The following is a 13290-nucleotide window of genomic DNA, read 5'->3' as shown; positions in this document are numbered from 1 at the left end:
GTCAAAATGAAGCGAAATGTAATTTTTTATAGCCGTATGGTGCTCTTTCTCTTAGGGTTTGTGGGAGTTTATCTTGAAATTACAAAGCATGGTGGTTTTGGCATGCTCATGTATTATACTGTTTTGTCTAACATTATCGTAACAGCTTTCACAGCATATTTATTATACTTAATGGCGCGTTCTGAAAATCATTGGCAAACGAAATCACTCTTTCGGATAAAGGGTGGTGTGACCATGTGTATCATGATTACTTGTGTTATTTATCATTTTATGCTTGCTCCTTTAGCAACTGATTTTTATCGCTTGGAAAATTTTCTATGCCATTACATTGTCCCATTGTGGTTTTTAGCAGATACCTTGCTTTTTGATAAACGTTTACAATATCGATGGTATGACCCTGTTGCTTGGACGAGTGTTCCCTTGCTTTACATGGTTTTTGCTCTGTTTAATGGCTTGGTTATCAAGTGGCCTATTCCAGGTGCTAAGGACAGTCCTTTTGCTTACTTTTTTTTAAATATCCCAAAATATGGCTGGCCTTATGTTTTACAGTGGTCACTTAAAATCTTTATCGGCTATCTATTGGCGAGCTTTTTGCTTTTTGGATTCATGTCTGTTTTCTCACGTAGAAAATCATTATCCTAATACACAAAAAGCAGATTGTGTCTGAAGAAACACTTTTTAGTTATTTTCTTCAGGTTTTTTTGTTGAAAAATAAAATTGTTTGAAGCTAGTCAAAACTTCTATCATTATCTATAATTATAGAACCATTTATGACTGATAGGTGTATAATTAATAGAATAAGCATAAATGTGAAAAATGATGAAAAAGGTATTATATGTATGAAAGTAAAAATTTGTAAAAATGATTTTAGCCTTCAATGGCAGGGGATTTACCATTTAGCCTTAGTAGATTATCCTGAAATTAACAAATGGGAATTGGAAAAAATTGCCAAGTTCGTGGCATATGAAAAAATGTATGGTAGAACGACCAAAATCGAGTGTGAAAATATTGCTTTGCAACACCAAGTGTACTCTTATATAGCGAATAGCAAGGAAAAGTTTCCATTTATTCCGAAGGATAAACGAGAAGCAGGCACTTTTAATGTAGACGGTAAATGTGTAACTTCCAACCATCTCAGCCATACTTGTACTGTAGAAACTGCTAAAAAGATATTAAAAACTGGGAAATTACTGTCTGCTACAAAAGTTTTTGGATTGACTGGTGAGCAATTAGTACAAGATAAACGAAATGCAGCAGGTGATCCAGCGGATTATTTTGACTATGTCATGTTTGGGTGGTCTAATACGACATCTGGTTATAGGTTAGCAATGGAACGATTGCTAGAAAGAAATCCCACGGAAGTCGATCTGGAAGAAGCTTTCATACCTGGTGTTAGTTTTCATTTCTGGTATGAAACTATTGTGAATCAAAAGGGCTATGTATTTGATGGTTATCATGCAGCAAAAGTGAAAGATGAGGTATTGTTAGATCTCAGTCTTTGTGTCTGCATTATTGCAAGTCAAAATAAAAAGGAATTTGAAGGTATTATTCCAAATTATTTAAAAAACAGGATTCATTATTTAGATTATCAAAACGATGGACTGGTAAAATGGAATGATAAGGTATATGAAAAAGTGCTTGAGCTAGATGGTAGAGATAGGACGACCACTAGCATATTGTAAAAGATTTTGATAAGATAGAAAGTAATTAGGAGGCAGCTATGGATTTAGCAGAAATTAGAAAAGAAATTGATCAAATAGATGTAGACTTGATTACCTTGTTAGAGAAAAGAATGGCGTTAGTGAGCCAAGTAGCTCTTTACAAGCGTCAGACCGGGAAAGCAGTATTGGATACTCAGCGTGAGCAAATTATTTTAGAGAAAGTTGCAAATAGTGTGCAGGAAAAACAGTATGAAGACACCCTTGTGCAGACTTTTTCAGATCTTTTAAAACATTCACGTGCTTATCAAGAGCGGCATATCTAATATAGGAATGATAAAATGAAAAAAATTCATAGGTTAAAGTGGGTCAATATCGGAAATCAAGTGATAGCTATTACGGTATTGTCCATTCTTATGGGGCTAGTAATTGGAACTATTGATACGATATTTGGGCGAACGCTTATATTTTTAAGTGAAGTCCGCACTTTGCATTCCCTTTATTTGATTCCTTTTTTAGCTTTTGCAGGATTAGTGATTGTATTTCTCTATCAGAAATATGGTGGGAAAAGTAGCAAAGGAATGACCTTGATTTTTGAAGTTGGGCATGGTGTAGAAAATCACATTCCCAAGCGCTTAATCCCTCTTGTTATAGTGACGACTTGGTTGACGCATCTTTTTGGTGGATCGGCCGGTCGAGAAGGAGTAGCAGTACAATTAGGTGCCACAGTCTCTCACTGGTTTTGCAAGAAGTTTTCTATTCCTAATACTTCAAAAGTATTTTTAGTTACAGGAATGGCTGCTGGTTTTGCTGGACTATTTCAAACGCCACTGGCTGCAGTTTTGTTTGCGATGGAAGTCTTGGTTGTAGGAAACTTGCAGCTGACTGCTTTGTATCCTGCCATGATAGCCTCTCTCGTTGCTGCTTGGACATCACATGCGTTAGGTCTTGAAAAATTTATGCAACCAATTTCTGCTCATTTGGGATTATCTCCAATACTTGTTATTAAATTAGTGCTCCTTGGAGTTTTATTTGGACTTTGCGGCAATTTATTTGCTTATGCTCTCTCATGGAGCAAAAAGAAAGCAGCAATTATTTTTCCAAATCCCTACAAACGGATTGTCGTTATGGGAATATTTTTAAGTATCGTCTTTCTGCTGTTAGATAAAGGTCGCTACTCAGGGCTTGGAACAAATTTGATTGCAGCTAGTTTTGCTGGTCAGCCCGTCTATGTATATGATTGGCTCTTCAAGTTACTTCTAACAGTTTTAACTTTATCAGCAGGTTTTCAAGGTGGAGAAGTGACACCGCTTTTTGCAATTGGTACAAGCTTAGGTGTGTTGCTAGCAAGTTTATTTGGACTTCCAGTTGGTTTGGTTGCTGCACTAGGTTATGCTGCTGTTTTTGGAAGTGCGACCTCTACTTTCTTAGGTCCGATTTTAATTGGCTGTGAAGTATTTGGCTTTACTAATTTCCCCTATTTTTTCATAGTGTGTGCGGTGGCGTTTTCTCTACATCGTCAGCATTCGATTTATGGAGCTCAAAAAATTCGATATTAAAGCATGTTCTCCTGCGAGGTTTTGACTTGTAGGAGATTTTTATTTTGTGTTATACTAGAAAAAGCAATATTAGAAAAGGGAAATCATGACAAAAGCAGATACTATTTTTAAAGAAAATATTCGAAAAATCTTGACTGAAGGTGTTTTTTCTGAAAATGCACGCCCTCGTTATAAAAACGGGAAAGTGGCTAACTCTAAGTATATTACAGGTTCTTTTGCTGAATACGACTTGAGCAAGGGAGAATTTCCTATTACAACGCTTCGGCCGATTGCTATCAAGTCAGCTATCAAAGAGGTGCTCTGGATTTACCAAGACCAATCCAATAGCTTAGATATTTTAGAAGAAAAGTACAATGTTCATTATTGGAATGATTGGGAAGTAGGAGATACTCGCACGATTGGCTTGCGCTATGGCGCTGTTGTTAAGAAACATGATATTATCAATAAAATCTTGAAACAGCTAGAAATCAATCCTTGGAATCGACGAAATATTATCTCACTTTGGGATTATGAAGCATTTGAAGAAACAGAAGGTCTACTACCGTGTGCTTTTCAGACCATGTTTGATGTACGCCGTGTAGACGGTGACATTTATCTGGATGCAACTCTGACACAACGCTCAAATGATATGTTGGTAGCTCATCACATCAATGCCATGCAGTATGTAGCATTGCAAATGATGATTGCCAAGCATTTTGGCTGGAAAGTTGGTAAATTCTTTTATTTTGTCAACAACTTGCATATTTATGATAATCAATTTGAACAAGCTGAAGAATTACTTCGACGTGAACCGACGGATTGCCTGCCACGATTAGTATTGAATGTCCCAGACGGAACCAACTTTTTTGACATTAAAGCAGAAGATTTTGAATTAGTTGATTATATCCCTGTTAAGCCACAGTTGAAATTTGATTTAGCCATTTGAGAATGAAGTGATTTTCAGATTTTCAAAATCTAAAAAATAAAGGGCTGTATCTAACTATTTTCACAAGACATCATAAAAGAACGGATTTCTTGTGCAATATAAATTAGTGCTGATTTGATAGTTAAAATCAGCCTTTTTTTGTGAAATTTGATAAAATAGAAATATCAATTCAAAGGATGAGGAAATGACAAAGAAAATTGTAGCTATTTGGGCGCAAGATGAGAATGGCTTGATTGGGCGAGACAACACATTGCCTTGGCATTTACCAGCTGACCTCAAGCATTTTAAAGAAATGACAACTGGGCAGGCTATTTTAATGGGGCGAGTGACATTTGATGGGATGAACCGCAGAGTATTGCCCAATCGCACGACAATTATTTTGACGAGAGACAAATCATATCAAGTAGAGAATGAGCAAGTTCTGGTGTTTTATGATGTTGATTCTGTCATGAAATGGTATAAGAATCAAGAAAGAACTCTTTATATTATCGGTGGCGGTCAGATCTTTTCTGCATTCGAACCCTTAATAGATGAATTAGTTATTACCCGTATTCATGCTCGTTTACAAGGAGATACCTATTTCCCGAAAGATTTTAATATGACGAAATTTCAGGAGCTGTCTCATCAGTTTCATGCCAAAGATGAAAAGAATGAGTATGACTTTACTGTCACAACCTTTCAGAGAAAGGAGTCGTAATGGAACGTAGTATTTTCGGATTTTTTACGGCTCTTTTATGTGTCGTTTGTGTTATGGCGGCAACGCAAGCTTTTCGTAAAAAACGGTATGGATTGTCAGTGCTCTTTTGGCTGAATGCTTTTACAAATTTAGTGAATAGTATTCATGCTTTTTATATGACCTTATTTAAATGAGAAAATAGAATAAACAACGAATAGAATTGGAGTGAAAAATGCCTACAAATCGTACGAATGAAATGATGGTTTATTGCTCTTTTTGTGGTAAAAGCCAAGAAGAAGTCCAAAAAATTATCGCAGGAAATAATGCCTTTATTTGTAATGAATGCGTGGAATTAGCGCAAGAAATCATCAGAGAGGAACTAGCAGAAGAAGTACTAGCGGACTTGTCAGAAGTTCCAAAACCACAAGAACTACTCAATATTTTGAATCATTATGTGATTGGGCAAGACCGTGCTAAGCGTGCTTTGGCTGTGGCTGTTTACAATCACTATAAACGCATCAATTTTCATGATAATCATGAAGATGAGGAAGATGTCGAATTGCAGAAATCCAATATTCTCATGATTGGGCCAACTGGTTCTGGCAAGACCTTTCTCGCTCAAACCTTGGCGAAAAGTCTGAATGTTCCTTTTGCAATTGCAGACGCGACAGCTTTGACAGAAGCTGGGTATGTCGGAGAAGATGTTGAAAATATTCTCTTGAAACTCTTGCAAGCAGCAGATTTCAATATTGAGCGTGCTGAACGTGGTATCATCTATGTAGATGAGATTGACAAAATTGCGAAGAAAAGCGAAAATGTCTCTATTACTCGCGATGTGTCTGGTGAAGGCGTTCAGCAAGCGCTTCTAAAAATCATTGAAGGAACTGTTGCCAGCGTACCTCCGCAAGGCGGCCGCAAGCACCCTCAACAAGAAATGATTCAAGTAGATACGAAAAATATCCTCTTTATCGTTGGAGGAGCTTTCGACGGTATCGAAGAAATTGTTAAACAACGTCTAGGCGAAAAAATTATCGGTTTTGGTCAAAATAATAAAGCCATTGATGAAACTGGTTCTTATATGCAAGAAATCATCTCTGAAGATATTCAAAAATTTGGCTTGATTCCGGAATTGATTGGTCGTTTGCCTGTGTTTGCAGCGCTTGAGCCTTTGACAGTTGATGATTTGGTGCGAATCCTGCGCGAACCAAAGAATGCTTTAGTGAAGCAATATCAGACTCTCCTTTCTTATGACGATGTTAAACTAGAGTTTGATGATGATGCTCTTCAGGAAATTGCTAACAAGGCCATTGAACGCAAGACAGGTGCGCGTGGATTACGTTCAATCATCGAGGAAACTATGATGGATGTCATGTTTGAAGTTCCAAGTCAAGAAAATGTGAAGCTGGTACGGATCACCAAGGAAGCAGTTGACGGAACGGATAAGCCGATTTTAGAAACAGCATAAAGAGGTGTGCAATGGAAATTAACACACACAATGCAGAAATTTTGCTAAGTGCAGCAAATAAATCCCATTATCCGCAAGATGAGATTCCTGAAATTGCCCTTGCTGGACGATCAAATGTTGGTAAATCTTCCTTTATCAATACATTGTTAAATCGAAAAAATCTAGCTCGAACTTCTGGCAAGCCAGGAAAAACGCAATTGCTGAATTTCTTCAATATTGATGACAAACTTCGTTTTGTGGATGTCCCAGGATATGGCTATGCTAAAGTTTCTAAGACAGAACGAGCGAAGTGGGGCAAGATGATCGAGGAATATCTTACGAGCAGGGAAAATCTCAGAGCAGTTGTCAGTCTAGTGGATTTTCGGCATGAGCCAAGTGCAGACGATGTACAAATGTACGAATTTCTCAAATATTATGAAATACCAGTCATTGTCGTAGCCACGAAAGCTGATAAAATTCCACGCGGCAAATGGAACAAGAACGAATCAGTCATTAAGAAAAAGTTGGATTTTGATAAAAATGATGATTTTATTGTTTTTTCATCTGTCAATAAAGATGGTTTAGATGCAGCTTGGGATGCGATTTTGGAAAAAATTTAGAGTTGAAGAAAAACTGAGAATCATTTTCTCGGTTTTTTATAATGAATCTGTCACCAAATTGTAACTAAGGGCTGGGAATTTTATGTTATAATCAAAATATATTATACTGGAGAATAAGCTATGAGAAAGAAAAAATTGAAAAAAAGAATTTTAACAGTTCTAGCTTTGGCAGTCGCCGCTTTATTGGTTAGTGCAGTTTTGTCCAAGCAAGTTCACCCAGCTAGTGCCAATGATGAGGCTTATCAACGTCCGTTAACTCAAACAGAGGTGTTCATTTCACAAATTGGTGAAACGGCTCGTCAATTAGGACAAGAGAATGATTTGTATGCTTCAGTTATGATTGCACAAGCCATTCTGGAAAGCCATTCTGGACGTTCTGCTTTATCAGCCGCTCCTCATCATAATTTATTTGGCATCAAAGGACAGTATGCTGGGCAATCAGCAACAATGGCTACACTAGAAGATGATGGGCAAGGAAATACTTATAATGTCAATGCAGAATTTAGATCCTATCCAAGTTATGTTGAATCTTTACAAGACTATGTGGCGATTTTAAAACATAGTCGCTACACTTATGCTTGGAAGAGTAATACGACCAGCTATATGAATGCGACTGCTGCTTTAACAGGTGTCTATGCAACGGATACAAGCTATAATGTTAAGTTGAATAATTTGATTCAACAATATAATTTGACACAATACGATGTACCAAATGTGCAAGCAACCAATGTTGCAACAACTAACAAAGTCTACAATCCTTATCGCCAACAATACACAACGCAAGAAGTGTTAGATTTGGATGTTGCTTGGGCAAATCGTCATCAATAATATTTTATTTGAAAGAAATTTAGTAGGAGAGAACGAAATCGTTCTTCTCCTTTTTATCTGGAATTCATTTAACAAAAATTCTCCTATAAAAATAATTGTATCCGCTAACAAATCACAGAGAAGGCTAGATTATGATAAACTAGAACTAGTTTTGTATAAGAAAAGAGATTTCATGAAAGATTTATTGAAATATTTTAAGGGTTATATCAAAGAATCCTTGTTGGGGCCACTTTTTAAATTATTAGAAGCTAGTTTTGAACTATTGGTGCCAATTTTGGTTGCAACAATTGTAGACCAAACAATCCCTAAAAAAGATAGTGCGCATCTTTATACCATGGTCTTTTTACTGGTTGTCCTAGCATCGTTTGGTGTTGTTGTGGCGATTATTGCTCAATATTATTCCTCAAAAGCAGCAGTAGGATTTACACGTCAATTAACTAAAGATTTATATCAAAAAATCATGCGTTTGCCAAAAGCTAGTCAAGATAGCTTGACAACATCTAGTCTGGTCACTCGTTTGACAAGTGATACTTATCAAATTCAGACCGGTATCAATCAATTTCTTCGTCTTTTTTTGCGCGCGCCGATTATTGTTTTTGGCTCGATTATCATGGCATTTTTGATTAGTCCAAGTATTACACTGTGGTTCTTACTCATGGTTGTCATCCTAACGGGTATTATCTATATCATGTCACGCTTGGTAAATCCGCTGTACGCTAAAATTCGCCAGATTACAGATAAAATTGTCAATATGACACGCCAACAACTGCAAGGTATGCGTGTTATCCGTGCCTTTGGGCAAACAAATAAAGAAATCCATGAGTTTAGAGATACCAACGAAATCTATAAGACCTGGCAGATAAAAACAGGAGTTTGGTCTAGCTTGATTAGCCCGTTGACTTTTTTAGTGGTAAATAGCACTTTGGTCATGGTTATTTGGCATGGGAATCTAGCTATTGGACAGGATCTGCTGACGCAAGGGAAATTAGTTGCTTTAGTCAACTACCTTTTGCAAATTTTGATAGAATTATTGAAATTAGCTATGCTCGTCACTTCTTTGAATCAAAGTTACATCAGCGCTGGACGAATCCAAGAAGTCTTTGAACAGGAAGAGGAAGATGTGTTAGCAGAACTGCCAATACGGCATTCTGTTTGCGCTCAATCTATTTCTGCTGAAAATGTTACCTTTACCTATCCACAAGCTGCTAGTCCAGCCTTGGAAAATATTTCGTTTGACGTACTATCTGGTCAGACTTTGGGAGTGATTGGCGGAACAGGCTCAGGAAAATCAACTTTGGTGCAACTCTTGGCGCATTTGTATACGATTGATGCTGGTCAGTTGGTTATTTTCAAAAATGGTCGAAGTCCTAGAAACCTTGAAGAGTGGCGCACTTGGATGAGTTTGGTGCCACAAAAAGCAGAATTGTTCTGTGGAACGATTCGCTCAAATTTGTCGCTGGGACTGGAAGACGAGGTGACGGATGAACAACTTTGGTGGGCTCTTGATATTGCGCAGGCTAGTGACTTTGTACAGGAAAAAGAAGGTCAGCTAGATGCAGTAGTAGAAGCTTTTGGTCGGAATTTTTCCGGTGGTCAACGCCAACGGTTGACGATTGCGCGCGCTATTTTACAAAAAGCACCTTTTCTGGTGCTGGATGATTCCACTTCGGCACTTGATTATTTAACAGAGGCTAAACTATTGCAAGCTATCAAAGAGCAGTTAAAGAACACGAGTTTGATTTTAATTTCACAGCGAACCAATAGCTTGCGTGCAGCTGATCAGATACTTGTCTTGGATAAAGGCCATCAGGTAGCTCTTGGCGCACATGAAGATTTGCTTCAAACGAGCGCTATTTATCGAGAAATTCATCTCTCACAACATAGCAAGGAGGAAAAGCATGAAAATAAGGTATTCTAAAAGTGGTCTGAAACGCCTTGCAAGTGATTTATTGCAGCAGCGCTGGCTTTTCCTACTAGCTACAATTGGAACGATTGTTCAGGTTGCTTTGACCATTTATTTGCCGATTTTGATTGGGAATGCAGTTGATAGTGTTCTACTTCCCGATGCAAGTCAGCATTTGCTGCCAATTCTCTCGAAAATGGGTATGGTGATTGTTGCCAATACAGCGATTCAATGGCTCAATCCTTTAGTCTATAATCAGTTGATTTATAGTTATAGTCAGAAACTTCGGGACGCAGTTATTCAAAAAATTCATCGACTTCCCTTGGCTTATCTTGATCGTCAAGGGAGCGGTGATTTAGTGAGTCGCTTGACGACGGATGTGGAGCAGCTAAATAATGGTTTGCTTATGGTCTTCAATCAGTTTTTTGTAGGCGTGTTGACTATTCTTGTAACGATTGTGACAATGGCAAGGATTGACTTTTTCATGATGATGTTAGTCTTGCTTTTAACTCCCTTATCTATGCTGATTGCACGTTTTATAGCCCGTAAAAGCTACAAGCTGTTTCAAAAACAAACGACGGCACGAGGGCTTCAGACACAGCTCATTGAAGAAAGTCTCTCTCAAGAAAGTTTGATTCAAAGTTTTAATGCTCAAGAGCAATTCATTACGGATTTTACAAAAGGCAATGAGAGCTATGCAGACTATTCTCAGGATGCTATCTTTTATTCCTCTACTGTCAATCCAGCGACTCGCTTCGTGAATGCTCTTATTTATGCTATTGTTGTTGGATTTGGTGCGGTTCGTATCATTAACGGCTCTAGTTTCACAGTTGGACAATTAGTGACATTCTTAAATTATGTCAACCAATACACCAAGCCATTCAACGACATTTCGTCTGTCATGGCCGAATTACAAAGCGCCCTTGCTTGTGCAGAGCGCTTGTACATGATTTTAGATGAAAAGGAACTTGTAGAAATTGGAAAAGAAGAACTCACGAGTGAAGCAGTACGGGGTGCGATTTGTTTTGAGCACGTCCGTTTTGGTTATGAAAAAGATAAACCTTTGATTCACGATTTAAACATGACCGTTCCAGCAGGAAGCAAAGTTGCTATTGTTGGACCAACTGGTGCTGGAAAATCCACTTTAATCAATCTCCTCATGCGTTTTTATAATGTAGATGCGGGTAAGATTAAGTTAGACGACAGAGATATTACAGATTATACCAGAGTCTCATTTCGCCAGCAGTTTGGTATGGTTTTACAAGAAACATGGCTGAAGACAGCGACGATTCATGAAAATATTGCTTTTGGGCGACCAGAGGCTAGCCGAGAAGAAGTAATTGCAGCAGCTAAAGCTGCTAATGCTCATTTCTTTATCCAGCAATTGCCGCATGGCTATGATACTTATCTAGCAGATGCAGGAGATTCTTTGTCACAAGGACAACGCCAGCTATTGACCATTGCGCGTGTTTTTCTAGCGGTTCCTAAAATCCTGATTTTGGATGAAGCAACCTCCTCTATTGATACGCGGACTGAAGTACTCATTCAAGAGGCTTTTAATAAGCTCATGGTAGGGCGAACCAGTTTTATCATTGCTCATCGCTTGTCTACCATTCAGAATGCAGATATCATTTTAGTGCTGGTTGACGGAGATATTGTGGAATATGGCAGTCATCAAGAGCTGATGCAAGCAAAAGGCGTTTATTACCAAATGCAGACGGCTCAAGGAAGTTTGGCGGTTTAAGATTGACTAGGAGAACAAACTTATAGCTGTTCTTTGCGGACTAGCTCTATTCCTGTCTCATTCAAGCGGTAGACTTTCTGACAAACTTCTTTGAGAAAGGTGCGGTCGTGTGAAACGGTAATGATAGCGCCGCTATAGTCTGTAAAAAGTTTTCGAATTTGTGGCTGCGAAGTAGGAGAAAAGTTACGTGTTGGTTCATCTAATAACAAGACATTTGCCTGATCTAATACCATTTTTAGCAGCAGCAATTTGGCCTTTTGTCCACCAGACAGTTGAGAAATGGGATGATGTACTTCGTTACGCGTGAATTGCAGACTGGCCAGGTGGGTGAGGATTTTTTCTCGCTCAATAGCTTCTCCTGTGGATGTTAGAAAATCTATTGGAGAATCGGTTTCGTTCAACATATCCTGATAATTTTGAGGCATATACCCTAGTGTAATGCCTCTTTTATTTTGCAATAGATTTCGTAGTTCTTTGAGAAAAGTAGATTTACCGACACCATTTTCACCAATAATCCCAATCTTTTCCTGCCCTAAGAGTTCAAAATTTATATTTTTGGCTAAGGTGCGTTCCCCTACCTTCAAATACATCTGTTTGAGAGTGACTACTCTTTTTGTAGATGGCAGAGGAGTAATAGTAGAAAATTGTAGATTGATAGCATCTGCCTGTGTTGGTAACTCTGTCATTTTAGTGGCTTCTCGATTAAAACGTCTTTCTTGTGAGAGAATATTTTTCATTTTTTTGGCTAGTAATCTACCAGCTGTGCTGTCATAAGTATGACGCAAGACATGCTCCACACTTTGTTTGACTCGCTGGTGTTTTGCCATTGCTTTTTGATATTCTTCTCGTTCTTTTTTTGCGTCTTTAGTTTGCTTTTCAAATGAGGTCTGTCTTTGCTGGCTGTAATTTTCATAATCAAGATTCCTAACAGTTGTCCGAGCTTCCTGTTTTTTCTTAATCAATTCCAAATGAATGATTTTTGTCGCTACATGGCTCAAAAGACTTTCATCATGGGAAACGAAGATAACTGTTCGAGGTGTATTTTGGAGAAAATTTTCTAGCCATATCAGAGTATCTAGATCTAAATCATTAGAAGGCTCATCTAAAAAGAGAAGGTCCCAATCAGTAGAGAGGATTTTTAAAAGTTGAATTTTTAATAGTTCGCCACCGGATAAAGTGGCTATTGTCTGCTGACTAGTAAAACGTTCGCTATCAAAATGTAATTCTTGGGCAAAGCGGTAAAGTTTGCTGTAATCTAAGTCTATGTCCAAATCGCCAAAGAAGTAGTCGTTGAGGGAGAGTTTTCTTTCATTTTCAGGCAAAGTTTGCGGCAAATAAGCATAATGACTATAGCTTTTCTGAATCCCTCCACTATAACTAATATAGTCTGAAACAAGTGCGTCATTCATGAGTAGTTTGAGAAGAGTAGATTTTCCATTCCCTTCTTCTCCGATAATACCGACTTTATCGCCTGCATTGACTGTAAGTGATAAATCATTGACCATGTTTTTGAAGTCTTTTAAATGGGTAATGGTTAAATGTCGAATTTGTAGCATATATGTCTCCTTATGATGTTCATTGTCATTTTAGAGCTAAGAAAAACAGCCCTATTTATCTAGTAGAGCTGTTCTTGTTTTTGGATTGCCAACAAACATTGCAAAACGGAGTAGTTTGCAACGAATAGATTATCATTGAGAAGTTTGAAAAAAATTTCTTTTATGAAAAATAGGCAAGAGCATGACAAAAAATCTACTAGATAAAGTTTCCTTTAAGCAATAGATTTCTTGTACATAAACTCCTTACCTCCGAATTTTACTGATTTTAGTGTAGCAAAAAAGATATAAAATGTCAAAAGAGTACCGAGAAAAAAGTTTGTCACTAAGAATAAATAGAATGAAAGTGCAACTGTTGTGTTATTGAGTTTTCTTCTAGA

The 13290-nt window shown here is 37.7% G+C and carries 13 protein-coding genes; 12 read left to right on the top strand and 1 reads right to left on the bottom strand.

Going from position 1 to position 13290, the window contains the following annotated elements; genetic code table 11:
• Positions 1-6 precede the first annotated feature (6 nt).
• The 12 genes from HMPREF2634_RS00490 to HMPREF2634_RS00440 all read left to right on the top strand — a co-directional run bounded on the left by HMPREF2634_RS00490 (position 7) and on the right by HMPREF2634_RS00440 (position 11357).
• The gene (locus HMPREF2634_RS00490) at positions 7-642 is read left to right on the top strand and encodes a Pr6Pr family membrane protein (RefSeq protein WP_021001586.1); all 636 of its coding nucleotides are present in this window, start codon (positions 7-9) and stop codon (positions 640-642) included.
• Between the two features lie 197 nt (positions 643-839).
• A complete protein-coding gene (locus tag HMPREF2634_RS00485) occupies positions 840-1682 on the top strand; it encodes a hypothetical protein (RefSeq protein ID WP_021001587.1) in 843 nt (280 codons plus the stop codon).
• 38 nt (positions 1683-1720) lie between these two features.
• On the top strand, positions 1721-1984 hold the full coding sequence (locus tag HMPREF2634_RS00480; protein WP_003024913.1) for a chorismate mutase: 264 nt from the start codon (positions 1721-1723) through the stop codon (positions 1982-1984).
• 15 nt (positions 1985-1999) lie between these two features.
• Positions 2000-3217: a voltage-gated chloride channel family protein gene (locus HMPREF2634_RS00475; protein WP_003024910.1), complete on the top strand. Its 1218-nt coding sequence runs from the start codon at positions 2000-2002 to the stop codon at positions 3215-3217.
• Positions 3218-3302: 85 nt separating this feature from the next.
• Positions 3303-4142 (top strand): thymidylate synthase, encoded by an 840-nt coding sequence (locus HMPREF2634_RS00470; protein ID WP_021001588.1) that lies wholly within the window; start codon positions 3303-3305, stop codon positions 4140-4142.
• A 184-nt stretch (positions 4143-4326) separates the two neighbouring features.
• Positions 4327-4839, top strand: coding sequence for a dihydrofolate reductase (locus tag HMPREF2634_RS00465; RefSeq protein ID WP_021001589.1), 513 nt, complete (start codon positions 4327-4329; stop codon positions 4837-4839).
• On the top strand, positions 4839-5012 hold the full coding sequence (locus tag HMPREF2634_RS09830; RefSeq protein WP_003024903.1) for a hypothetical protein: 174 nt from the start codon (positions 4839-4841) through the stop codon (positions 5010-5012). Before HMPREF2634_RS00465 ends, HMPREF2634_RS09830 begins: the two co-directional genes overlap by 1 nt.
• A 38-nt stretch (positions 5013-5050) precedes the next feature.
• Complete coding sequence (gene clpX, locus HMPREF2634_RS00460; RefSeq protein WP_021001590.1) at positions 5051-6283, top strand: ATP-dependent Clp protease ATP-binding subunit ClpX; 1233 nt, start codon at positions 5051-5053, stop codon at positions 6281-6283.
• Positions 6284-6294: 11 nt separating this feature from the next.
• Positions 6295-6882: a ribosome biogenesis GTP-binding protein YihA/YsxC gene (yihA, locus tag HMPREF2634_RS00455; RefSeq protein ID WP_021001591.1), complete on the top strand. Its 588-nt coding sequence runs from the start codon at positions 6295-6297 to the stop codon at positions 6880-6882.
• A 120-nt stretch (positions 6883-7002) separates the two neighbouring features.
• Positions 7003-7710, top strand: a complete 708-nt coding sequence (locus HMPREF2634_RS00450; RefSeq protein ID WP_021001592.1) for a glucosaminidase domain-containing protein — start codon at positions 7003-7005, stop codon at positions 7708-7710.
• 172 nt (positions 7711-7882) lie between these two features.
• Positions 7883-9628 (top strand): ABC transporter ATP-binding protein, encoded by a 1746-nt coding sequence (locus HMPREF2634_RS00445; RefSeq protein WP_021001593.1) that lies wholly within the window; start codon positions 7883-7885, stop codon positions 9626-9628.
• Entirely contained in the window at positions 9609-11357 is a 1749-nt protein-coding gene (locus tag HMPREF2634_RS00440) for an ABC transporter ATP-binding protein (protein ID WP_021001594.1), read from the top strand. The genes HMPREF2634_RS00445 and HMPREF2634_RS00440 overlap by 20 nt, the downstream gene beginning before the upstream one ends.
• 20 nt (positions 11358-11377) lie before the next feature.
• Here HMPREF2634_RS00440 and HMPREF2634_RS00435 read toward each other — a convergent pair whose 3' ends face one another.
• Positions 11378-12913: an ATP-binding cassette domain-containing protein gene (locus HMPREF2634_RS00435; RefSeq protein WP_070836100.1), complete on the bottom strand. Its 1536-nt coding sequence runs from the start codon at positions 12911-12913 to the stop codon at positions 11378-11380.
• Between the last annotated feature and the right edge of the window lie 377 nt (positions 12914-13290).

It is taken from the genome of Streptococcus sp. HMSC034B03, assembly GCF_001838575.1.
Taxonomy (GTDB): domain Bacteria; phylum Bacillota; class Bacilli; order Lactobacillales; family Streptococcaceae; genus Streptococcus; species Streptococcus anginosus.
The sequence above is the reverse complement of the archived record's forward strand: the minus strand, read 5'-3'. Positions and strand labels throughout refer to the sequence as shown.

Coding starts and splice junctions, on each gene's coding strand:
- HMPREF2634_RS00470 (WP_021001588.1), top strand. CDS start 3,303: ATGACAAAAGCAGATACTATTTTTAAAGAAAATATTCGAAAAATCTTG.
- HMPREF2634_RS09830 (WP_003024903.1), top strand. CDS start 4,839: ATGGAACGTAGTATTTTCGGATTTTTTACGGCTCTTTTATGTGTCGTT.
- HMPREF2634_RS00435 (WP_070836100.1), bottom strand. CDS start 12,913: ATGCTACAAATTCGACATTTAACCATTACCCATTTAAAAGACTTCAAA.
- HMPREF2634_RS00485 (WP_021001587.1), top strand. CDS start 840: ATGAAAGTAAAAATTTGTAAAAATGATTTTAGCCTTCAATGGCAGGGG.
- yihA (WP_021001591.1), top strand. CDS start 6,295: ATGGAAATTAACACACACAATGCAGAAATTTTGCTAAGTGCAGCAAAT.
- HMPREF2634_RS00490 (WP_021001586.1), top strand. CDS start 7: ATGAAGCGAAATGTAATTTTTTATAGCCGTATGGTGCTCTTTCTCTTA.
- HMPREF2634_RS00480 (WP_003024913.1), top strand. CDS start 1,721: ATGGATTTAGCAGAAATTAGAAAAGAAATTGATCAAATAGATGTAGAC.
- HMPREF2634_RS00465 (WP_021001589.1), top strand. CDS start 4,327: ATGACAAAGAAAATTGTAGCTATTTGGGCGCAAGATGAGAATGGCTTG.
- HMPREF2634_RS00445 (WP_021001593.1), top strand. CDS start 7,883: ATGAAAGATTTATTGAAATATTTTAAGGGTTATATCAAAGAATCCTTG.
- HMPREF2634_RS00440 (WP_021001594.1), top strand. CDS start 9,609: ATGAAAATAAGGTATTCTAAAAGTGGTCTGAAACGCCTTGCAAGTGAT.
- HMPREF2634_RS00475 (WP_003024910.1), top strand. CDS start 2,000: ATGAAAAAAATTCATAGGTTAAAGTGGGTCAATATCGGAAATCAAGTG.
- clpX (WP_021001590.1), top strand. CDS start 5,051: ATGCCTACAAATCGTACGAATGAAATGATGGTTTATTGCTCTTTTTGT.
- HMPREF2634_RS00450 (WP_021001592.1), top strand. CDS start 7,003: ATGAGAAAGAAAAAATTGAAAAAAAGAATTTTAACAGTTCTAGCTTTG.